A 23,787-nucleotide genomic window follows, 5' to 3' on the forward strand; every position below is an offset into this window, starting at 1 on the left:
CCTGCTTGGTTAACTTCCCATATACTAATCATGAGCTATTTAAGCAAATTGTTCATCACAGAGTTATCACAATAGCGGCACAATTTGATCTAAATGCAGCACAACCTTATATAAATACGGGAGTAACTCTCAGTTTTCGATTATGATTTTTTATAAGTCCTTTTTTTGGCTGGTTTTTTCTTAAATCGTCCACCTGCGGGCTTGCCGCTTGAAAGACCACGTAAACCATCCGGTAGCGTTGCTTTAGCCTGCTCAATCATACCTGCTAACTGCTGCAATAAGCCGCCCATAAAATGCTGGTAGCTGGCTTCTTTTTTACTGATACCATCAAGTACAGATTCCCATTGAGCAGTCATATCCGGTAAGGTCGCCGATTCAGGTAAGGCATTAATCAAGCCTTTACCCGCGTCCGTGGATAAAATCAGTTTGTTATTACGTACCAAGAAGTTACGTCTAAATAACAATTCAATAATCCCCGCACGCGTGGCTTCGGTGCCGAGCCCATCTGTGTCTTTTAAGATCTTACGGATCTCACTGTCTTTGACATAACGAGAGATCCCTGTCATCGCCGCAAGTAAAGTGGCATCACTAAAATGTTTCGGTGGTTGAGTTTGTTTTTCAATACATTCAGCGTGTTGGCATAACACCTCTTCACCTTTTTTAATGGTCGGTAATTGCGCGGCCAATTCTTTCTCAGCTTCAGTTTGTTTGGCATTACTCCCTGCTGATTTCGGAAATAATATTTTCCAGCCTTGTTTTAAGGTCATTTTGGCTTTAGCGATGAACAAACCACCCGCAATAGTTATCTCTGCAACCGTGTCCGCATATTCATAAGGTGGATAAAACTGACATAAATATTGCCTTGCGACTAATTCATAAATGTTTTTTTCACTGCTATTAAGACGCTCGACACTGCTGCTTTTTTCGGTCGGGATAATGGCATGGTGGGCCTCAACTTTACTGTCGTTCCAAGCTTTGCTCCGTAAACTTTGATCGGCATTTAAGGCTGCTTGCTGCAATGACCCACTGGTTTTGGATATTGCGTTAATCACACTACCACGGTGCCCGTAATGTTCCTTGGGTAAATAACGACTGTCTGAACGCGGGTAAGTAATGAGCTTATGTCGTTCGTACAAAGCTTGGCAAGTATCTAATACTTGTTGCGCACTCATACCAAAACGTTTAGCACCATCAATTTGCAGTGAAGATAAATTATATGGCAGTGGCGCTGCTTGCTGTTTATTTTTCTTTTCCAACTTAGTGACTTCGCCCATTTGACCTTGGACGCGACTGACCACATTTTCAGCCAATTTTTTGACCAGTACCCGACCGTCTTCATCCATATATGGACGACATGCTTCACTCGGTTTCCACTTGGCGGTGAACATCTCTTGCTGCTGGGTTTGTAAATGCACCAGCACTTCATAAAAAGGTTTACTGACAAAGTTAGCGATCTCGATATCACGCCTCACCACTAAACCCAAAATCGGGGTTTGTACGCGCCCGACAGACAACACACCTTGGTAACCGACTTTTTGGCCCTGTAAAGTATAAGCACGGGTCATATTCATGCCATATAACCAATCGGCACGCGAACGCGCTAATGCCGACACAGACAAGGGAATATAATCACTGTTGGCTTGCAAATTATTCAGCGCTTTTTTCACCGCTGCAGGGTTGAGGTCGCTGATCAATAAGCGTTGGGCGGTATTTTTCTTTTTCGCTGGAGTTTTTAGAAATTCAATCACCTCATCCACCAGCAATTGCCCTTCTCTGTCAGGATCGCCTGCATGCACAAGACTGGTCGCTTTTTTTACCAAACCTCTTAATACGGTCAGTTGTTTACTGGTATTGGGCTTTTTCTTCAGTTGCCACGTTTCAGGTACGATAGGTAAGTGCTCTAACCGCCACTTTTTAAACGCTTCATCATATGCATCCGGCTCTGCTTGTTCGAGCAAATGACCAATACACCAAGACACGACATCACCGTTACCGACTTCAATATAACCTTGTTGTTTCTTATGCGGTTTAGGTAACACATCGGCAATAGCACGACCAAGGCTGGGTTTTTCGGCAATATAAAGTTTCATGATGTTAACAATTACGGACTGTATGAATAAACAGTTAATGTAGCTAATTTCGACGTGTAAGTCTATGACTTAAAAATTGGGAGGATAAATGAGAGTAGATTAACGTATTAAACGAAAACTGATACGTTAATCTGTTATCGATAAGCAGCGTGATTAAATTATACGATTGCGCGGCCTAAATATTCGACTAAGGCTTCTGAAAGGTTTAACCATTCATCTTCAGGCACAAATGCGCTTGGATCATCTTCATCATACTCACCAAATTCTTCCCAATACACTTCACGCACAGCACACGCAAATTCATTGTTTAATTCAGCCATTTCTGCAATGCTGCCAAACCAAACAATATGGCGTAAATCGACGGTTAGTTCGTTGACGTGCTCGATCCACTCTGCATCAGATTGCGTTTGTTCTTGTAGTACTTCAAAGCGCTCTTTCGCGGCATAAACTAACTCTTCGTCCATTTCGCCAGTATCAGCCAGAATAGCGAGATACTCATCATAAATAAACTCAATGGCTTCTTCACGGCCATTACACCAGTGTAGCTTAGTGCCTCTACTACCTAATACTGATGCATTATAAGAATCATCAATATGCACGATAGCCCAGCTATCTATAAATCTACTCATGGTTTTCTCTTTAGTTTATGTTACGACAGATTATCAATCGCTATTATAACCAAAAATCGCTACGCTTGTATCTAACTTGATAATACAGGCAACGGATATGAGCACAAATACACAACCGAAAATTGCAATCATAGGTGCGGGCTGGTTAGGTAAGCCACTCGCACGACAGTTATTATCGCAAGACTATCCGCTTACAGTCAGTTGTAGCCATACCGAAAAAGCAGCAAGTTTAGTTTCTCAAGGTATCCCTGCAGTAAGCGCCACCCTTAGCAATGAACCACAAGGTGATTGGAAAAGCTTATTAAGCAATAAAAATATTGCCATTTGTCTGTTACCAGCCAGTAGAGGTAATCATGCAAGCTCACCATTAGTGGTACAAATTAAACAATTGTTAGCACTACTCAAAGAATACCAAGTGGGTAAATTGATCTTTATTAGTTCCACCAGCATATATCAAAAAACAGACCAAGCATTGACTGAAAAATCACTCTTAAATCCAAACAGTACTGTGTATGCGGCAGAACAATTAATTCAGCAACAACAAAATATTGATTACACCATTATCCGCTTTGCTGGGCTTATTAGCGAAGATAGGAATCCAACAAAAAGTTTATCGAAAAAGAGTGCCGACGGTCATATCTTTGATGCGGGAGAATCGCCTGTAAACCTAATTCATCAACATGATGCGGTTGGGGTCATTCATCAAGTGATCAAACAAGAATGTTGGGGAGAAGTATTCAATGCCTGTTGCGATCACCATCCCAGCAGACAAACATTCTATCAACAAGCAGCCAAACAACTGGGTATTACGATTCCAAGCTTTACAACTAAGAACAGCAAACCACATTGCATCATTGCCAACGAAAAGTTAAAGCAACGATTAAACTACCAATTTACACATCAGTCAGCTACAGATTTAGTAATTTAGGTTTTGGCATTTGACTTGGTTTGAGACTATCAAAACAATATAGTGACATGAGAACAGGGTGACGAAACCAAATACGCAGGCGGCCCCAACGAGAAATAGTCTTAACTTGTTTGGAGACAACAGGGGTATAACACACAGCTGTGCAGGTTACACAGGTGGGCTTTTCTATACCACTCTCACAAAATGCTAGTTTACGCGCGGTCATTTGTTGTAAACGTTCGCATTCACGACATACTTTACCTTGGTAAACATGATGCTGTTTACAATACATAGTGATCATTGCATTTTGCAGGCGCATTTCACGGTTTAAACGTGGCTGCGCTAAAGTTTCAGTAACTGTTTTCATCGTATATCTATTTTATCTGTTCGCCAACTTAACGGTTCAATAAATCCGTTAATCTCTTGGTTCAACAATAAAATGAGTCTTGTATAAATTCAGAAGAGCGCAATTAGAACAGCAAAATAATCGAACTGCAAGACAAAAAACAGGCGTTTAGTTTACATCCGTTTCTTGCCTTGCTCCATATCACGCCACAATAAGGCAGCAATGAGTCTGAATTACTGTCCAGCCTGCACCAATCCGATAGTGACGACATCTTTCGTTAATAACTCAGGCAATAACCTTCCTTGTGGTAATGCCGGACCAAACACCTGATTAAATGGGATTGCATAACGGCCATGGCGTTTTAAATACGCTTCAATTTGACTGTCTGGCTTAGTCCAGTCTCCCTTCATCGCTACAACGTTATCCGCATTTAAACGGGTGATAATATCACTACGTTGCAGCACTGCACGTTCATTCACCACACAGGTAATACACCAATCGGCGGTAATATCGATAAACACGGTTTTTCCTTCCGCTACATATTCCGCAATCTTTTCAGGCTCAAATGCCTGCCAGTGTATTTCTGATTCAGACTGGGTATCGCTGCGCTGTAATAACGTCACTGACTCAGGCGACCAAATAATGGTATTCGCCAACAGCAGATATATTGCAAATGTCGTGACCAGTGATTTAGGGCCCGGTTTCACGATTAAGAGAATCACCATGGCACAAATAATAACGCTAAAAGTAACCCACAACATCATGCTTAAATGTGCTTGCAACAGCCAAATTAGCCACACTAATGTCGCGCAAAGTAAGGCTGCTAGAAACTGACGGAAGCGCACCATCCACAGACCCGGCTTTGGCATTACTTTCACGCTATTTGGCCACATAGCGATAAGTAAATATGGCAGTGATAAACCCAAGGCTAAACCACTAAATATCACCATAATCTGCCAGCCTGAGCCAGCTAAGGCAAAGGCAACCGCGGTACCTAAAAAAGGCGCAGAGCAAGGCGTTGCTAATAACACCGCAAAGATACCTTGATAAAAATGCCCCTTATTAGAGCCAGACAGCCTATCCATTAAACTTTGTGGTAACTGCACATCAAATTTATCCAATAAATTTAATGCAAATAACAACAATACCGGAATCATGATCAATAAGAACGCAGCCGATTGGAATTGCACTCCCCAACCAAAACCAATACCGAAATACTTTAAGCCTATGAAAAGTAATGCCAGCAACCAAAACGCCACAAAAATACCAGCGGCGCTTAATAAAAAGTTAACCCGTCGTTGCGCACTCGATTCACTAACCGATTCAACCACACCTAATAATTTAATCGACAAAACCGGTAATACACACGGCATTAAATTAAGAATCAAACCACCAACAACCGCCAGCAGCAACATGTATATCCAACTTGGTAAGGTTTGTTCTATCACGGTGGGTTTAATGGTATCGGTAAATGTAATGCCCCCGTGTGCATTGGTTAACGTCACTTTTAACGCTTGTTGAGGATCTAATCGAGCAGGTGTGCCCGCCATGTCTTCAACCCGTATAATTAAACGTGTGACCCCATCTTGCTGGCTTATTTTAGGCTGACTAAACAGAGTAAAATCTACACCTTCAACAAAACTATCAAGCACTGGCGTTGTTAACCCTGCCACTTCAATTAATAATTGTGATGATGCACTGTCCCAACCGAACTGTTGGATAGAAGCCGACGTGGCACTAATATCTACCGGAACATTAGCGACGTAAGGCTGTAGCTGTGCACTTGAGGCTTTATCAATGCTGCTTGCTGTTGCGGGGAGATTTAATACCAGATTCACTTGTGCACGTATGCACACTTCACGACACACTAACATGGTCGTTTTAGCTTGTAACGCTAAAGCTTTACTGGGATCAATAACGGTAACTTGCAGAGGATAAATTACTTCGTGTTTGTAACCATAAGTCTCAACATCATACACCATCATGCGCTGCGGTACCGGCCATGACCATTCAACATCCGCTAAGTTTTCAGATCCTTGCCAGTCAATACTCGGTGGTGCTCCAGCTAACCCAGGTGAGCTCCAATAGGTTTTCCACTCATCATCTAAGGTTATTTTTAACCCCATAGACAATACCGTTGCGCCATTAACGCCATTCGCCGTTGATAGTAACTGCGCAGTCGCCACCTTCGCCGCAGGGTCAAATGCACTAGCACTTTGTTCCGCATAAGCAAAAGAAGAAAGTAAAAGGCAGATTAAAATATAAAATCGCATTCAATAAGTTCCAAATTTTTACATTACACCTATTTTAAGTCAGCTACCTTAAGATAGGAAATTAAAAACGTATGTATTACCTAACCCCGCCAGAATTAGATATACTTCTCGCCGAAGACGTCACTAACACGCGTATTAAGGTGGATATTAAATTTATTCCCCTTAATCGATTTAATCACATCACTTTTACAATGGGCAATTAAAATGGATTACGCATTTGTTAAACACATGCATATGGGCATGGCTTACCTTAGTATCACTTTCTTTATTTTTCGTTCAATTTTGTCGGTCACTGAATCTTCATTATTACAAAATAAGGTAATCAAAATATTACCGCACATCATTGATACGCTGCTTATCTTGTTAGCGGGTCATCTAATGATGACAATCCAACAATATCCGTTTGCTGATGCTTGGTTAACGGCAAAGTTAATCGGCCTTATCGCTTATATTATCGTGGGTACAATTGCAATTAAACGTGGTAAGACAGCTATCATACGCTTATGGGCAAGTGTGGCTGCGGTAGCAATTTTTGCTTATATTCTGGGTGTCGCCAAAAACCATGATGTGATGTCGTGGTTAGCACTCGTTTAAGGGGTTTATATGACAGCATCGGCACTATTACAACAATACAGCACCTTATTCCAACCGTCAGGTAAACCTGTATTGGATTTAGCCTGTGGCGCTGGTCGCAATGGTCTGTATCTGCACCAACAGAATATTCCTACTATTTTTGCCGATCAAAACCAGACTGCATTAACCAGTATAGCGGCTGTACCGGGTGTGACTACCGAGCAATGCTGGCAAGCTGACTTTGAAAATGGTGAGCAGAAATTACCCGCTAATCACTATCAAGGCATAGTCGTATTTCGATATTTACACCGTCCACTCATTGACGCAATCAAGCAAGCAGTATGTTCTGGCGGTATTGTGATCTATGAAACTTTCACTGTCGAGAACAGACAATTTGGTCGACCTAATCGTGATGCATTTCTATTACAGTTGGGAGAATTAAAAGCGATGTTCAGTGACTGGGAATGTTTGCATTATTTTGAAGGGATTGAACGTAATCCTGACCGCGCCATTGCACAGATTGTCTGTAAAAAACCATAAAAAAAGCGCCATGTCGAATCATCAACATGGCGCTCTTATCACAATTATAACAATCCGATATTAAGCGCGGATGAAATCAATGTGTTGTAGTTTTGGCTTGAACGCGTGGCGTTGCATAGCTTTAACTGTAACAGCCATTTCAGTACCGTCAACTACAAGCGTAATTACTGAAGAGAAGAACTCTTCGTTACGTTGTGCGTTGTTAACTGTATCGTGGTCTAGTTCGATAGAGATAGCTTCTTCGCCTTTACCGTAGATTACAGCAGGGAATTTGTTAGCGTGACGTAGGCGGCGGCTCGCACCTTTCCCAAGGTCAGAACGTACTTGTGCTTCAAAAGTGAAAGACATAATCTTTTCCTAATAAGTAGTAATATTTAGATCTGGACTAAAATCCAGATAAGTAAGCGTCTTTTAACTGCTGCCTGCGACCGGGCAACAACAGTATAATTAACGGGTGCGGATAATACCATGGCAGCCTTACCACAACAAGTAAATGCACAGAACTAAAAGATTCAGTCTATTTGAAATAAGGGAAATGTGCATCTATCGGGAATAAATACTATCTAACTCCCTTCAACATTTATTTCAACAAAAACAAGCCACCAAATAATGTACTTCAATAAGGAACAACTATGCAAAAGATTCAGAATATTATAATCAACAGAGATTACATTCTAAATAACAAATAAATTAGAGTTATCAAACAAAAAAACAATGTATCTAAACATAATAAACTCATCTATCTCTAAAGTAAGTTTTAGATCACTAAACCGAGTATTTCAATAGGTTATACTACTTTAGATAAAGTTTATGCTGCTATACTGGAACGTAACTTCCCCTAATATCAACGATAATACTTTAGGATCTTGTATGCTGGACTCAACATTAATTAGGCTAAGCGAAGATGATAACCAAGCCGAAGTCCGTCTGCTCCCAAATAAACACGCGCCACTCGAAATAACTGATTTACTTGAATTACTGAATGTTGAGCCTTTCAATCAACTATCTCCTATTCTTGCGAACCTTGAAGAAGCCGTCACCCAAATAAATAAGCTTACAGGTAAACGCGCTGGCGAAGAAGAACTTATCTTTATTCTCGCAGAGCGTAATAATTGTAAAATTGATATCAGCCTTAATGAAGACTGCATGCGAGCAGAAATGAACTTAACGGCTGGCTGGGGTGATAACCAAATTTCAATTGATGATATTTTAGCGGAGCTCACTAACAGCAACATCCACCTTGGTATTGATAAACAAAAAATAACTGAACAACTTACAGAACTCTCGAGCCTATCACCCGGTGAACAAATTAAGATTACTGTTGCCGAAGGTCAACTTCCAATTAATGGCAAAGATGCCGAATTGAAACGCCAAGTATCATTAGCCCGAGAACGATTATTACAGCCACAAATAAAAACAGATGGTAATGTTGATATGCGTAACCTTGGTGAAATAAACATGGTTAAAACTAACGACGTACTCATCGAAAAAATACCCGCAGATAATGGTTCCAAAGGATTCAACTTACTCGGTAAAGAGCTATTACCAAAGTCAGGTAAAGACACTAAGCTACAAGCGGGTCCGGGTACCCGTATCGACCCAAACAATCCATTGAGATTACTTGCAACCATGACAGGACAAGCCGTTGAGGTCCAAGGCATCTTGCAAGTTGATGATATGCTAACGATTAAGAATGTAGATATAGGCACAGGTCATATTACGTTTAAAGGTAGCATTTTAATCACAGGTGATGTTGACGCCGAGATGATAGTGAAAAGTAGTGGTGATATAACAGTTATGGGGTTTGTTGACTCCGCGACCTTGGAAGCAGCAGGTGATGTTATCGTCAATAAAGGCATATTAGGCCGTCAACTAACAAATAACGGGGACAGTCAACAGCTCGCGACCAAGATTAAAGCACAAGGACAAATACGCGCTCAGTTTGTACAATACTCCGAGTTAACTGCCGTTGGTGACATTACGATTACAAAGCAATTATTACATAGTGTGACTCATACCCAAGGAAAGCTGACGGTGAGTGATGGTTTTAACCGCCATGGAGATATCATTGGCGGCACTGTAAATGCGAATAATGGTATTGTAGTAGTCAGCATTGGTGCGATGTCTGGCACCAAAACTGAAGTTTTTTGTGCCATGCAAGAAGATGAAATTCGGGTGCAAGTACAAGACCGTAGCCTAGAGTTAAAAGCGTTAGTTGAAGAAGATGATTCGCTGTGGATCAAAATTAATAATTTACCGCCAAAAGATAAATGGAAACATGATCACGGTGTCGTGGCTGAAATCAAAGAAATGCTGTATGAAAAAAATAGGTTTAACCAACAACGTGTGAATGATGAAATAGAATTACAGCAACTACAACTTGAATTAGATCAATACTTTCACGTACACAACATCGAAGTAAGTAAATGTATATTTGATAACGTTACCTTACATGTAGGTACAGCATCAACCGTTACTCAGCGTGAGCACGGCCCTTGTCGAGTCATACATAAAGATAAACAAATTGACTTCGATTATGCAGATCATGGTTAGATAATAATAAATACCATGCTCACTAATTTTATATGTGCGAACAAAAAGGCCTAAGTGCTCACTTAGGCCTTTCTTTCAATATACGAGATTAATAAACTTACAGATTTGCTAGTGCTTGGGTAAAATCAGCCAGTAAATCATCAGTATCTTCAATACCAATTGAACAGCGGATCATATTCTCACTAATACCCGATTCCTGTCTTGCTACTAGGCCAATTTCATGGAAAATAGTTGGCGCAACAGGCAGTGCTAAACTGCGGTTATCACCTAAATGCGTCGCGCCAATCACCAGCTTCAACTCATTTAAAAATTTGCAACAATCCAAACCTTCTTTCAAGTCTAAACTTAACATCGATCCAGATGCAGAAAATAACGATTTAGCACGAGCATATTCAGGATGTGATTCCAAACCTGGATAATAAACACGTTCAACTTTTGGGTGATTCTCTAACATTAATGCTAAAGCTAATGCCGAACCTGACGATTGCTTAATTCGCAGAGCCATGGTTTCTGAACCTAACGCTAATTGGCCAGCCGCTTCAGAACTCAGACAGGCGCCCATATCACGTAAGCCTTTCTTCTTCATTTGCGCATAACCCCACATAGCTGGGTCACCTTTACGGTACGCTTCAAATATATTCGGGTACTGTGACCAGTCAAATAAACCAGTATCTGTTACAGAGCCGCCAATCACATTTCCGTGACCACCAAAATATTTTGATAGTGAAGTAACGATAAGATGACTTTTCACGACTTTAGGTTGGAACAAATACGCTGACGTTAATGTATTATCAACAACATATAGTAAACCTTTGGCATCACATAACTCGCCGATTTCGGCTAAGTCACAAACTTGTGTCGCAGGATTTGCAATTGTTTCTACAAACACCATTTTCGTATTTTCTTGGCAAGCTGCAGCAACGTTAGCCACATCTGTCGCATCAACAAGTGTCACTTCAATGCCAAAACTTTTTAATGTACCAAATACACTTGAGGTATTACCAAATAAGAAACGGCTGGCAACAATATGATCGCCACCTTTTAATAAAGTCAAAAATACCGCAACAATCGCCGCCATACCAGAGCTAAAACAGAGTGATGCTTTACCCTGCTCCATTTCGCAGATCATGTTTTGCAACATATCAATCGTTGGCGTAGCTTGACGAGCATAAGCTTGGCCAGCTTGGCGGCCTTGGAAGATATCGATAAGATCTTGAATGTCATCATAACCATAAGTGGCAGAGTTATAAATTGGCGCGTGAATAGCACCAAACTCTAAATTTTGGTTGTGATCATGATGAACTAAATGAGTAGTGAATCCCTGCTCTTTCATTGATATTCCTTCATACAACAAATTGACGTTAACCTCATTATTGATCAGGATGAGGCTAACTTATAGCATTTATGTCATTTATAATTAGCGGTGAAGGTTATGGGTGAACACCACGACTAATTGGGTTTTGTAATGAGATCAATGTTTCGGTCGATTGTACTTCTTCAATCTGTTGAATTTTATCAATCAGTACTTTTTGTAGTTCATCAATCGAGCGCGTCATCAACTTAACAAAAATATTGTAATTACCCGTTGTGTAATACGCTTCAACGACTTCATCTAACGCTTTTAATTGTGCCAACGCAGAAGGGTAATCCTTTGCGCTCTTTAGATTAATACCAATAAAACAACACACGTCATAACCGAGCTTTTTCGGGCATACTTCAACTTTAGTGCCAAGAATAACACCTGTTGTTTTCATTTTTTCGACACGTACATGAATAGTACCCGCACTTACGTTAAACTTTTTTGCCAGTTCAGCATAAGGTACACGCGCGTTAACCATGAGTGCATTAAGGATTTTTTTATCTAATTCATCAAGATGAGCATTAAGCGACATTACAACTTTTCCGATCATAAGTAACAATACAAGAAGTCGATTATAACGCTAAAACCCTAATCATCTAGCGTATAATTTGAATAATCTTGAAAAAATACCACCTTTTTGACTGCATAATTGAGATTTATCCAATATTCCATTAATTAACCTTTGAATTTCATCTAAATTAAAATAAGTTTCACGACAAAGTGAAAAAGACTATTGGTCACATAGCAAGCTTGAGTTACCATTTCGGCCTGCACACAGCGCAATTTTTCATTCAGGTAATTTCATGTCTCAACAACAATACAATCTTATCGTCGTACTTGGTGCGACCGCATCGGGGAAAACACGTTTAGGTGTCGATCTGGCAAAACAATTAAACGGGGAAGTAATCTCGGGTGATTCTCGACAGGTATATACTGGTTTAGATATTGGGTCAGGCAAAGATTTAGCTGAATATGGCGAGGTACCTTATCATTTAATTGATATTATCGGACCCGGTAAAGAATATAACGCCTTTCAATTTCAACGTGATTTCTTCAAGGTATTTAAAGACATTAACCAACGCGGTAAATTACCACTCCTTGTCGGCGGTACCGGTCTATATATAGATGCGGTGGTTGCTGGTTATGAATTTGTGCATGTCGATAAAAATATTAGCCAGCGTGAACAGTTTTCAGACATGGCACTCGAAGCCGTACAACAAATCTTATTTGAGTTAGACAGCGATGCGTATCAAGCAACCGATATTACCGTGCGACCACGCTTATACCGCGCCATTGAAATAGCCCAGCATGCTACATCACTAACCACGCCTGCGGCTAAAGCCCCTCTACCTGATATCAAACCACTCTATTTTGGGATCAAATGGGAACGAAATGTATTACGCCAACGTATTACCCTACGTTTAAAAGAACGCTTAGAAAACGGCATGATAGAAGAAGTTAAAGGCTTATTAGCGCAAGGTGTAACACATGAAAAATTAGAATACTTTGGCCTTGAATATCGCTTTGTCAGTCAGTATGTTGCAGGGAAGATTAGTTATGAGGACATGTTTGATAAACTCAATGTCGCGATCCATAAATACGCCAAACGCCAAGATACTTGGTTTAGAAGGATGGAACGTAACGGGGCTAAAATACATTGGTTGGATGGTACCAAAGATATCAATGAACAAGCTCAACATGTACTGAGTCAATTTAATCAAGTCTAACTAGATATTAACCATAAATTCTAAGCATAAAAAAGCCACACCGAACGGGTGTGGCTTCTTATCTTATTAGCTTAAATATTTATTAACTAAATTCTTATTATTTAGTTACTTGATGCTCTGGATTATATTTATCCATTACCACTGCACAAACAGCATCACCAGTAATATTCAATGCGGTACGCACCATATCAAAGATACGGTCTAACGCGAACAATAGTGGTAAACCTTCGATTGGGATGCCCGCAGCCAATAATACTGCAACAACAAGGAAAGACGGCCCAGGAACACCCGCTTGACCAATCGCACCTAATGTCGATGTGAAGATAATCGCAGCGTAAGCAGCCATACCTAATTCAACATTAAACATTTGCGCAAAAAACACAGCTACTAGGCCGTAATAAATGGCATTACCACTCATGTTGATCGTCGCACCTAACGGCAATACAAACGATGCCGTTGAGTTAGCAATTTTTAATTCTTTTTCACATACTTCCAATGTCACTGGCAATGTCGCCATTGATGACGCCGTCGATAATGCTAACGCTTGTGGTTTCTTCATCGCAGACATGAATTTCAGTACTGGCGTATCAGAGAAGAATTTCACAACAAGAGGGTAGAATATAAAGCCATAGATAATAATCGCAGCAATATAAACAACAAATAGTTTCATTACCACAGCTAGCGCGCTAAAACCAAACGTACCAACCGATTCCGCCATCAGACCAAATACACCAATAGGGGCAATAATCATCACGCAGTTAATCATCCAAACGAATGCATCGATAATGGTATTTAAGCCATCCATAATTGGTTTTGCACGTTTACGCTCAACTTTCGTTAACGCAATACCAAAGAAGATACTGAATACTAAAATTTGGAGAATGTTACCACTGGTTAACGCACTAAATACGTTAGTTGGGATCATGCCAATTATAGTCTCAAATACACCGGGCAGTGCACCCTGTTCAGCGGTTACAGCAACGAGACCAACTGTATTTTGAGAGAAATCAACACCAACACCTGGTTCAAATACGGTACCCATCACTAACGCCAGTGCAACAGCAATCGCAGACGTCAACATGAAGAATACAAATGTACCGACGCCAATTTTTCCGGCAGAAGGACTATCACCGAGATTCGCCGCACCCGCAATAATCGATACCGCAACAAGTGGGATAACTAACATTTTGATCAGATTAATGAACAAGGCACCCAGTGGCGCAAAAATGGCAGCGCCTTCACCCATAAAGGCACCGACAGCGGCACCGATAATCATAGCAACTACAACTTGAAACCCAATATTTTTAACCAGACTCTTTTTATCCTTAAGCAAAACACTCTCCTAATAAGGCTTTATGCGATATATTATACGTTAACAAAAACGCGGCGAAGATAACACAACAAGTTAGCTATAAATGTGATCAAACGCCAACTTTTTAAGTGCATGTTTGCAAAATCGATAACAAAGCAGTGCCTTTTTAGGATAAATGATAATCTAGGGTCTAAATCTACGATCCATCAATCTTGATTAAGTAATGCCATTAATCCACTCACACGTTCCGTACGTAATTTGATCGCTTTTTTCAGTACAGTGACGTTAGTAAATATGTCTAGTTTCTCTTTTGCACGGGTAATACCGGTATAAACGAGCTCTCTGGTTAGCACCGGGTTAAAGCGATTTGGTAGTATCATTACCGTATGTCGAAACTCAGAACCCTGCGATTTATGGATCGTCATCGCAAAGACAGTTTGATGTGGCGGTAATCTGCTAGGTAGAAAAGACTGCACATTACCGTCCGCCATTTCAAAATAAACCCGCATACGATCATCTTCATCTAACATACAAATGCCAATGTCACCATTGTATAAACCGAGACCATGATCGTTATTGGTGATCATGATCGGTCTGCCCGCATACCATTCAGACTGATTTTTACGGATCTTACGCGCCGACTGTAATGCCTTTTCGATGCGTTGATTTAAACCATGTACACCGAAGTCACCCTCTCTGATCGCAGTTAGAATTTGAAAATCATTAAAACTGCGCAATATTGATTTAGCTTCGTCTTCGCTCGGTGATACCACAACCTTAGCAAGGTAATCTTGATAACCTTGTTTCGCCATTGTGATTAGCGCGTCGTAGGTTTCTGTCGATAACGGGTGCAAGTGAATATCATCGTGTTGATTTTCCCAAACACGATCAAACTCATTCAGATCACCTCTATTTACCGCGCTAGCTAAACAGCCAATACCGGATTCGGCATCAAAACGATAACTCTTACGTAATAAACACAAACTGTCATAAATAGCCGCTGCATCAGAGGCTTGATATTGACTCAGTTCATAGTCAGTAATCTTCGATAACCAGTTAGCTTGTTCTGCCGAATAACCGGACTCAGCATAAGCACAAATATCCGCTAATACAGAACCCGCTTCTACCGAGGCAAGTTGATCTTTATCGCCCAACAGTATCAATCGTGCATGCGGTGGTAATGCCGTTAACAACTTTGCCATTAGCGGTAAATCCACCATCGAGGCTTCATCTACCACCAATACATCAAGATGTAAGGGATTATCTTTATTATGACGAAATGCTTGTCGATTCGGGATAACACCTAATAATCGGTGTATCGTTCCCGCTTGCTCGGGGATAAGATCCGCAACGCTAACGTGTAAATCGAGTTTACCTTTGGCACCCGCAATCGATTCAGTTAACCGTGCAGCGGCTTTACCAGTTGGTGCTACAAGTTTAATGGTTAACGCTTGTTGCGCTAATAATCCCTGTTCGATTAATAACGCTAACAACTTGGTTACTGTGGTGGTTTTACCTGTACCCGGCCCCCCAGAGATAACTGAAAAGTGACGAGTAGCAGCAACCGCCACCGATAATTTTTGCCAGTTTAAGCAGTATGCTTCAGGTATTAAACTATCCAATGCATGTAGTTCTTGGGCATTTTTAGCTGTGAGTAATACCTGCTCAACATCCTGCCAACTAATCCGGCCTTTCTTCACCACATCAAGATATTTAGCCACAAATGCTTGTGCACTAAAATTGGCTTCTCGTTCTTTGGCGAGTATAGGAAATAGGAAACCATAATCACGTTTGAACAAACGATTAAGACTGGCTCTTAAATCAGGTTGCTGACTTTGTTTTGCCAAATCTTTTAATTGTTGCGCCACTTGTAACTCGTAAGCCCAGTATCGCTGTAAATATAATTTATTGGCATCGTTCACAAACTGTAATGGTGCCGACTCACCAACCACCAACGAATTTTCTAATAATGTCGGCCAAGTAATGCTACGACTCGGGACTTCAGCCAGTAACAGATGTGAACGGGTTAAATTCAAATCAAATAATGCATTGCAGTCTATATTTTTTAAATCAATACAGACATGCCCTTTGCCCAGTTGATAACTGGTTAAGCAGGCTAATAAAATAATAGCGGGGTCAGATTCATAATTACTGATAAAACGAGCAAACTGGTAATCCAATTGACGAATTATATTTTCGTTGGCTAATTCTTTGAGACAATGAAGTACACTCATGATGCGAGCTCTCCTAAAAATAAATCATCTAACTGCATAACAAAGTCGAATGATGGTTTAGTAAAGAATACGCCATATTGATCACCTGTTTCGACTTGCATGCCACGCAAGAACAAATAATAAACGCCACCGAAATGTTGCTCATAGTTGTAATCTGGAATACGTGAACGTAAGAAACGGTGTAACGCTAAGGTATACAGTTGATACTGCAGTTCATATCTGTGCTCAATCATCACCTGATTAATCGCCCCAAAGGTATAATCCGCTTGGCTGTCACCTAAATGATTCGATTTATAATCCAGTACGTAATAACGACCTTCATAAACAAACACCAGATCGATAAAACCTTTTAACATGCCACTTACTTGCTGAAAATCAAGCTCACCAGCCTGCTGAGAAAGCCCATCATGCTGCTTTATCAATGTATTTAAATCATCACAGTTAAGCGATGAAATTGGCATAAAGAATTCCATCTCCACTTTTTTCTGGGTTGGCGTTAACTGGCGTAAACTAAAGCCATCCTGCAATGGACAATCCAGTACTTGGTTAACCAGTTCAAGTAATACAGGCAACCAAGCTAAGTCATACCCTTCGCGCTCGAGCAGTTGTAATATTTGCTCGGTGAGTATATCTTCATCAACATTGGAAAAATCAATGTGCTCAAACACCGTATGCAATAAGGTACCGGCTGCAGCACCACGCGGGAAACTAAAAATATCCCAACGAATTTCCTGTTCATCTTCTTTTTCGGTATCCACTTCAGCATCGAATCCGGGTAATTCTAACGATGCGTCATAACTAGAATGACGGTTACCATGACTATGGCGAGATAATGCAGAATAACTCGTTACCCACCAGTTTTTACTAATCGGGTTTATCATCGTCTTAGCTTGATAAACCACAGGCGGTGCAACGATGGGTTGATAAGCATCGACCGCCGCTAACGGTGGAGATACGACATCAACACAAGTCTGCTGTTCGGCAAGTTTTTCGATACAGGCTTTAAATTCAGTATCTTTGCACTCTTCGCCTTGCTGTAATAAATATCCCATCGCATTTAAGTGCATTTTATTATGAGAATTACCCATTTTAACCGCACCTAAGCCTAACCAAGTAGCATAAACACCCCGCGTTAATGCCACATATAACAGACGTAGATCTTCAGCAAGACGTTCTTGGTCAGCTTGTTCTTTCGCAGTCTCTAACGCTTCTTCGTCATCTAAATCAAGATGCACATAAGTATGGCCATCCTGATGATAAAGTGGCGTTGAAGCTTGTCTTGTCGCACAAATAAACGGCAGGAATACTAAATTATATTCCAGCCCTTTGGACTTATGGATCGTCACTACCTGTACGAGATCGGCTTCACTTTCTAAACGAACCAGCTGCTCTTGCGCATCACTATTTGGGTTTTCAATTTTTTCACCAAACCAGCGGAACAGGCTATACTCGCCATCTAATTCCAAACTCGCTTCTTGTAATAATTCGCCCAAATGCAGAACATCAGTCAAACGCCTATCACCACCTTGGGCTGAGAGCATGATCGCGGCAATATTTTGCTGATTAAGTAATAACCTTAATGCTGGTAAAAACCCTTGCCACTGTAGGGTATTTTGATATTGCTTAAATTCCGCAACGGTTTGTTCCCAGACTTTTTCATCATTACTCAGTTGATCTAACTCAATCGCAGGCTTCTCAAAAATAGCGGTCGCTAATGCAGCTCGTAGTAAACCTTCATCTTCAGGATTCAAAATAGCGGCAAAAATATGATACAACTCGCGCGCTTCACGTGTTGCGAATACACTTTCACGATTCGACATATATACACTAGGGACAGACAAAGCATCAAGCTGGTCACGTACTAACTTAGCTTCCGCCCCCGTTCGCACAAGAACAGCAATATCTCCCGCTTTAACGGCCCGACCAGATAGCATCGCGTTACCTTGCTGCGCATCTGTTAATAATGTCGCGATCTGATTAGCGGTCGCTTTGGCATAGACTTGTTGATACAGGCCCTTGGTCATATTTTTCTGACCTTCTTCTTCGTGTAACCAAAGCTGTAATGCTGCAGGTTCAAGACCATTCAATAACAAAGGTTTACTTTTACCTTGCGATTCAACAGGCTGAAAACTAATACTGTCTTCATAAATGAAAGGTTTATTGGCATGCCTAAACACACGGTTTACCGCACTGACCATCGCAGTCGAAGAACGCCAATTTTTAGCTAAGGTGTAATGATCATCAACATTTTCACGGGCTTGCATATAGGTAAAAATATCTGCGCCACGGAAACTATAAATAGCTTGTTTCGGATCACCAATCATAAATAAACCAGCACCATCTTGTTTACCGTAGATAGTATTAAAAATATCGTATTGCTGCTGATCGGTATCTTGGAATTCGTCAATCATGGCAATCGGATATTGGCTGCGAATACATTCAGCTAAGCTCGCAGCTTGATCGCCCACTAATGCTTCAGATAATCCCGACAACAGATCATCAAAAGACAATAGCTGTGATTGATTTTTGGTTTTCATCACACGAGCACGCACGTACTCAACCGCTTTCACAATAAAACAATCTTTAAGTGATAATGGCTGCTCTAATAAGACTTCAATATCGCAGAACACTGGATGCTCTGGCGATTGTTTGCCTTTTTTAGTTTTAGCGGTTAAAACATGCTGGGCAAATTTAACGATACTATCAGGTAAGTCATTTTGCTTAGTTTCTGATTGCGACCAACTGAGCATTTCATTTAGCCACTTTGCTACGCTAGCAACACGATAACTATTGCCATTCAAGTTACCCGCTTGAATTAATTCACAGAGCTCACAGGCATTTGTAAACCATGCGTCTTTGACCTGCTGAATCGATAAAATTAATTTATCGTAGCTCTGCTCAATATCCTCACTGCCGGTTTTAGCAATAAACTCGATATCGGTATTAGATAAGTACCCCGAAATATCGCGCAGCAGTGCTTGTGGTGAGGACCAAAAGCTATGCACCATATCAATCATACCATCTTTATAACGGTAGAAATGACTACGCCAAAAATCAGCAATAGCATTAAATTTTAACTGCGATTCATCAGTAATAAATTCGCTTTCAAATAATGCCCCGGACTCAAATGCATTTTGCTTCAGCATACGCTGACAAAAGCCATGAATGGTATAAATAGCCGCTTCATCCATCTGCCTTTCTGCGGCCAATAATGATTTAGCACAACGCGCATAATCCTGAACGTGGGTATCAGCCAGTAACAGATTAATCACCGGATCATCACTATAGCCAATACTAAAAGCAATACGTGCTTGATGAATACGAGCCCGAATGCGATCACGTAATTCAGCCGTTGCCGCTTCTGTAAATGTTACTACCAATATTTGGTCTACATTTAATGCTTCGATTTGACCTTCTTTGTTATAAGCATTATCGCCGCCGTGCCCTAACAACAAGCGCAAATATAAACTGGCAATAGTAAATGTTTTACCTGTACCTGCAGATGCTTCGATCAGGCGTTCACCATAGAGGGGGAACGTCATCGCATTAAGGATATTTACGTCAGCCATTATTCAACATCCTCTAGGTATTCAAATATTGGAAATAACACCGACTCTGAAGACGCAGACATTAATGTATATACCTCATCATTTAAACGTGGAAAACTACGTTGCAGATAATCATCGGAATTTTCACCCATGCGGTTATAACCACCTTCGAAATTCAATATAGCTTCCGATCTTAATTTATAATCATCAGGTTCGGCTGTTGTACATTTAGTTTTTGCCCAAGCCCAACCAGTTTTAGGAAATAAGCCCAAAGGCTGACAACAACCATCGTTATAGACCTCAAGTAATTGAAACAACAATTCTCTCGCCCGAGGTTGCTCAATAACTCGAAGTCGTTGCACAACAGGTTTACCCGCAGTTAAATGGACAAGCGTTGTCGCTGCCGGATTTTTAATGCTAATACAGAAACATAAATGCTCCAGCCAAACTTGCAGATAATCTTTACCATTAAAACCACTCGGCTTATGTCGCACTAAACCACCGTTATATATTTGTTTTAACCAGCCGACTAAACGTCCTGAAACCAAAGGAATATCAACTTCGATATCATCGTTACTATTAGTTAATAATGGCATTAATACCTGAGCAAGCTGATTGACGGTGCTCACTTCTTTATCCAGCGAGATCTGCCCAAAACGTCCAAGAGGAAGACTACCTGATGCAACCAAGCGTTCCGTCACTTGATTAATGTCGCCGCCCATCAATTCCGTTTCCAGTAATTGCGCTTTAAGATGATATTTTTCTAAGTTATCAACATCAAAAGGTTCGTCATCAAGCACATCAAGACTGGCCTGATTAAAATAAACTTTTAAACGTCGGTTAAAGAAGTACTTAGTCGGATGGCGATAAAAACGTAATAGTTCAGCTAGCTCTACCTCTTGCATATCATCATTGGGGATTAACGCTGGCAGCGGTTCCGTCAGAAATTGTCTTAGTTCTTCAGTGGGCGCTAGCGCAGGTAGCCACTCTTTGGCAAAAGAACAAGGAGCTTCAGGATTAAAATAACGTGCATCAAATGGCTGTAAAGCATGCTGCTGAATGAGATGCATCAATAATTTTTTCGCGGATTCATCTGGCGACAAGTCTTCATCACCGGTAATACAAAAACTTTGCTGACAATACTGTAATAATTCAGTTATTAACACTGATGGCAGACGTTCACTCTTATCACGAATACTACTACCAATATAGCTGATATATAATTTACTTTGGGCTGAAATCAGTGCTTCCAAAAATAAATAACGGTCATCATCACGGCGACTACGATCCCCCTGTTTATGATCGTTAGCCATTAAATCAAAACCCATTGGCGGAATTGAACGTGGATAAACACCATCATTCATACCAAGTAAACAGATAACTTTAAAGGGGATTGAACGCATCGGCATTAGGGTACAGAAATTAACTTGGCCCGCGAGAAATTTTTGACTCGCACCAGCTTGTGATAACGCATTATTTAAATAATCACGTAATACTAACGGAGTGATTTTTTTGTCATAACTGGCACTTTTTAATTGCTCATCTAAATGTGAAAAAGCATCTCGAATCATTTTTATTGATTGCTCATCATCCACATCAATTTTATAAAAACTATCTACCAGCGTATTACCTAACTTGATCCAGTCTGCTATCGATTTCGGATCTTGTAATGACGTTAGACTATCTAATAATGCTTCAATAAAGTGAGCTAATTTACCGAGTAGTTCAGCTTCAATCCCCTGCACTTCTTGATAAGGCAATATGCCTTGATAAATATCATCACCACCATAAGCGTAACCTAGCAACATACGATGTAAGCCAAATAGCCAAGTATTTTGTTTCATCCCCGGTAAGTCAAAACGAGTTGCATCATCTTCATCTAAGCCCCAGCGAATACCAGATTCATCAATCCATTGACGTAATCGGTTAAACTCATCAGGCGTAATAGCAAAACGAGCCAGTACCGCAGGTACTTCCAATAACGACAGTAATTCAGATACGTTACAACGTGATAAAGGTAGAGCCAGTAATTGTAAAAAACTGAGTAAAATAGGATTATCATACTGCGCGCCACTATCAGAGATAGAAAACGGAATATACCGTTCATCATAACGCTCCATCGCACCAAACACAGCTTGGATATAAGGACTGTAACCATTGACATCAGGCATCATGATAACCACATCTCGGGGATTAAGATCTGGATTTTCCGAAAACATAGTAAGCAAATTATTATGTAATACTTCTATTTCCCGCATTGGACTATGACAGCTGTGCAGTTCAAGTGAAGTGTCCGCAGGATTAATAGGGTGTTTATAACGACTATCTCGTGTATTTGCATCCTGTTGCGAAACATTAAACTCTGCCATACTGCGATCAGCCAAATCTAAAATATCACGCTGAATACTTGCAAGTAGTCCATCATCGGTTGGTTGGACAAAAACATCTAACTCCTGACAACCAAAACCCGTCAATAACGCTAAATTATCTCGACCCAGTTTGCCCATAGACGCGAGTAGTGGATTACCCACTTTAAATGCCTCATCTTCATCAAAGAGAGCACGAACAGTTTGTTCATCATTGGCGCTGACTTTATCACTCATACCGAGCGTTACATTGTGGTGATTAACCATGGTACGCTGCTTTAACAGCCATTTAGGGTCTATCAGATCACCCCAGTACAAACGACAAGGGTTCGATAACATAAAGTGTATTTCAGTATGCATACCAAGTGCTTGTAATGCATCTAAATAACGCGGTGGTAATGCAGATACCCCGAATACAAATATGCGTTCAGGTAGCAGCTTAGCATCAAAAGTCGAGCTATTCAGACGGGCGATAAATTGATCATATAAGTTGGCTCGGTGATAATGAGATTGTCCCAACATGTCTGTTTTAGCAACTAATTCACGCCATAGTAATGGCTGCCAAGGATGCGTATCGGCATGCATATTATCACCAGCTTCCCATCCCGCGATCCACTCAGGTCGGTACACCAAGTATTGGTCAAACGTGTCCGATATTTTTTGGGTGAGTTGAAATAAGCGGTAATCATCTTGATCATCCGCTAAATAATGCTTTAACGATTCGAATTCAGGTAATACTAACAACTCAGGAAGTATTAACATTAACTTCCAAGACATCGCCTCTTTATTAAATGCACTTTTGTCAGGAATATCAGGTAATACCTTTTGGAACATCTTCCAAATAAAAGAAGCTGGCAATGGAAAGGTAATATTAGCCGATATGCCCATCGACTTCGCCAACTCCATTTTCACCCATTGCGCCATACCAGGACTTTGTACCAAAACTTGCTCTTCGACAAAAGGGTCGGCAAGTGGATCTTTAGCAATAAAGTGAGCCATTAGCTCTTTTAAAATATCTAACTGATTCGAATGATAAAGATTAAACACGGTAACTCCAGACTGATAACCTATTGGAATTGTGGGGCATACGAACTCACTATGCAATGTAGAAAAAACGACATGTTGGTTTTTGCGACAGAAATATGAAAACGAACTCCTAGATGAAACTAAAAGCGCAGAGATTCACGGTCTTTATCATTTAAACAGAAAATATTACGAATCCTAAATACACAAAAACCAGCCCACGGCTGGTTTTTATTGTCTATCACTGGGCTTAATTCAAGCCAGAGTAAAGTTTGTAATTTAACATAAGCAATATCCCTACCTTTA

At 40.6% G+C, this 23,787-nt stretch carries 16 protein-coding genes; 5 read left to right on the plus strand and 11 right to left on the minus strand.

Annotated features, from left to right (window positions below; translation table 11 throughout):
• Nucleotides 1-140 precede the first annotated feature (140 nt).
• Nucleotides 141-2,090, minus strand: coding sequence for a DNA topoisomerase III (locus HWV01_RS21155; protein WP_211673357.1), 1,950 nt, complete (start codon nt 2,088-2,090; stop codon nt 141-143).
• 158 nt (nt 2,091-2,248) lie between these two features.
• Nucleotides 2,249-2,719, minus strand: a complete 471-nt coding sequence (locus tag HWV01_RS21160; RefSeq protein WP_211673358.1) for a hypothetical protein — start codon at nt 2,717-2,719, stop codon at nt 2,249-2,251.
• A 97-nt stretch (nt 2,720-2,816) separates the two neighbouring features.
• Here HWV01_RS21160 and HWV01_RS21165 point away from each other — a divergent pair, with 97 nt between their 5' ends.
• Nucleotides 2,817-3,647 (plus strand): NAD(P)H-binding protein, encoded by an 831-nt coding sequence (locus HWV01_RS21165; RefSeq protein WP_211673359.1) that lies wholly within the window; start codon nt 2,817-2,819, stop codon nt 3,645-3,647.
• Here HWV01_RS21165 and HWV01_RS21170 read toward each other — a convergent pair.
• Both HWV01_RS21170 and HWV01_RS21175 read right to left on the minus strand, forming a co-directional pair.
• Complete coding sequence (locus HWV01_RS21170; protein WP_211673360.1) at nt 3,628-3,993, minus strand: nitrous oxide-stimulated promoter family protein; 366 nt, start codon at nt 3,991-3,993, stop codon at nt 3,628-3,630. The genes HWV01_RS21165 and HWV01_RS21170 overlap by 20 nt on opposite strands.
• A 212-nt stretch (nt 3,994-4,205) precedes the next feature.
• On the minus strand, nt 4,206-6,245 hold the full coding sequence (locus HWV01_RS21175) for a protein-disulfide reductase DsbD (RefSeq protein WP_211673361.1): 2,040 nt from the start codon (nt 6,243-6,245) through the stop codon (nt 4,206-4,208).
• A 204-nt stretch (nt 6,246-6,449) separates the two neighbouring features.
• Here HWV01_RS21175 and HWV01_RS21180 point away from each other — a divergent pair, with 204 nt between their 5' ends.
• Together HWV01_RS21180 and HWV01_RS21185 are read left to right on the plus strand one after the other, a co-directional pair.
• Nucleotides 6,450-6,839 (plus strand): SirB2 family protein, encoded by a 390-nt coding sequence (locus HWV01_RS21180; protein ID WP_211673362.1) that lies wholly within the window; start codon nt 6,450-6,452, stop codon nt 6,837-6,839.
• Between the two features lie 9 nt (nt 6,840-6,848).
• A complete protein-coding gene (locus tag HWV01_RS21185) occupies nt 6,849-7,358 on the plus strand; it encodes a tellurite resistance protein (RefSeq protein WP_211673363.1) in 510 nt (169 codons plus the stop codon).
• A 60-nt stretch (nt 7,359-7,418) separates the two neighbouring features.
• Here HWV01_RS21185 and rplY read toward each other — a convergent pair whose 3' ends face one another.
• Nucleotides 7,419-7,706: a 50S ribosomal protein L25 gene (rplY, locus tag HWV01_RS21190; protein ID WP_198439038.1), complete on the minus strand. Its 288-nt coding sequence runs from the start codon at nt 7,704-7,706 to the stop codon at nt 7,419-7,421.
• A gap of 522 nt (nt 7,707-8,228) precedes the next feature.
• On the opposite strand from rplY, the gene HWV01_RS21195 reads away from it, so the two are divergent.
• On the plus strand, nt 8,229-9,911 hold the full coding sequence (locus tag HWV01_RS21195; RefSeq protein WP_211673364.1) for a DUF342 domain-containing protein: 1,683 nt from the start codon (nt 8,229-8,231) through the stop codon (nt 9,909-9,911).
• A gap of 97 nt (nt 9,912-10,008) precedes the next feature.
• On the opposite strand, the gene HWV01_RS21200 is transcribed toward HWV01_RS21195, so the two are convergent.
• Entirely contained in the window at nt 10,009-11,244 is a 1,236-nt protein-coding gene (locus HWV01_RS21200; RefSeq protein WP_211673365.1) for a cystathionine gamma-synthase family protein, read from the minus strand.
• 97 nt (nt 11,245-11,341) lie between these two features.
• Nucleotides 11,342-11,803, minus strand: a complete 462-nt coding sequence (gene asnC, locus HWV01_RS21205) for a transcriptional regulator AsnC (RefSeq protein WP_067048377.1) — start codon at nt 11,801-11,803, stop codon at nt 11,342-11,344.
• 271 nt (nt 11,804-12,074) lie between these two features.
• Here asnC and miaA point away from each other — a divergent pair, with 271 nt between their 5' ends.
• Entirely contained in the window at nt 12,075-12,998 is a 924-nt protein-coding gene (gene miaA / locus HWV01_RS21210) for a tRNA (adenosine(37)-N6)-dimethylallyltransferase MiaA (RefSeq protein ID WP_211673366.1), read from the plus strand.
• A 97-nt stretch (nt 12,999-13,095) separates the two neighbouring features.
• Here the strand turns inward: miaA and HWV01_RS21215 are convergent, their stop codons facing one another.
• From HWV01_RS21215 to recC, 4 genes are all read right to left on the minus strand, one after another.
• Nucleotides 13,096-14,274: a dicarboxylate/amino acid:cation symporter gene (locus tag HWV01_RS21215; RefSeq protein ID WP_249185563.1), complete on the minus strand. Its 1,179-nt coding sequence runs from the start codon at nt 14,272-14,274 to the stop codon at nt 13,096-13,098.
• 242 nt (nt 14,275-14,516) lie between these two features.
• Nucleotides 14,517-16,544 (minus strand): exodeoxyribonuclease V subunit alpha, encoded by a 2,028-nt coding sequence (recD, locus tag HWV01_RS21220; protein ID WP_211673368.1) that lies wholly within the window; start codon nt 16,542-16,544, stop codon nt 14,517-14,519.
• Nucleotides 16,541-20,113, minus strand: a complete 3,573-nt coding sequence (gene recB / locus HWV01_RS21225) for an exodeoxyribonuclease V subunit beta (protein ID WP_211673369.1) — start codon at nt 20,111-20,113, stop codon at nt 16,541-16,543. Before recB ends, recD begins: the two co-directional genes overlap by 4 nt.
• Entirely contained in the window at nt 20,113-23,505 is a 3,393-nt protein-coding gene (gene recC, locus HWV01_RS21230) for an exodeoxyribonuclease V subunit gamma (protein WP_211673370.1), read from the minus strand. Before recC ends, recB begins: the two co-directional genes overlap by 1 nt.
• Between the last annotated feature and the right edge of the window lie 282 nt (nt 23,506-23,787).

This window comes from Moritella sp. 5 (genome assembly GCF_018219455.1).
In the GTDB taxonomy this organism is placed as follows: Bacteria; Pseudomonadota; Gammaproteobacteria; order Enterobacterales; family Moritellaceae; genus Moritella.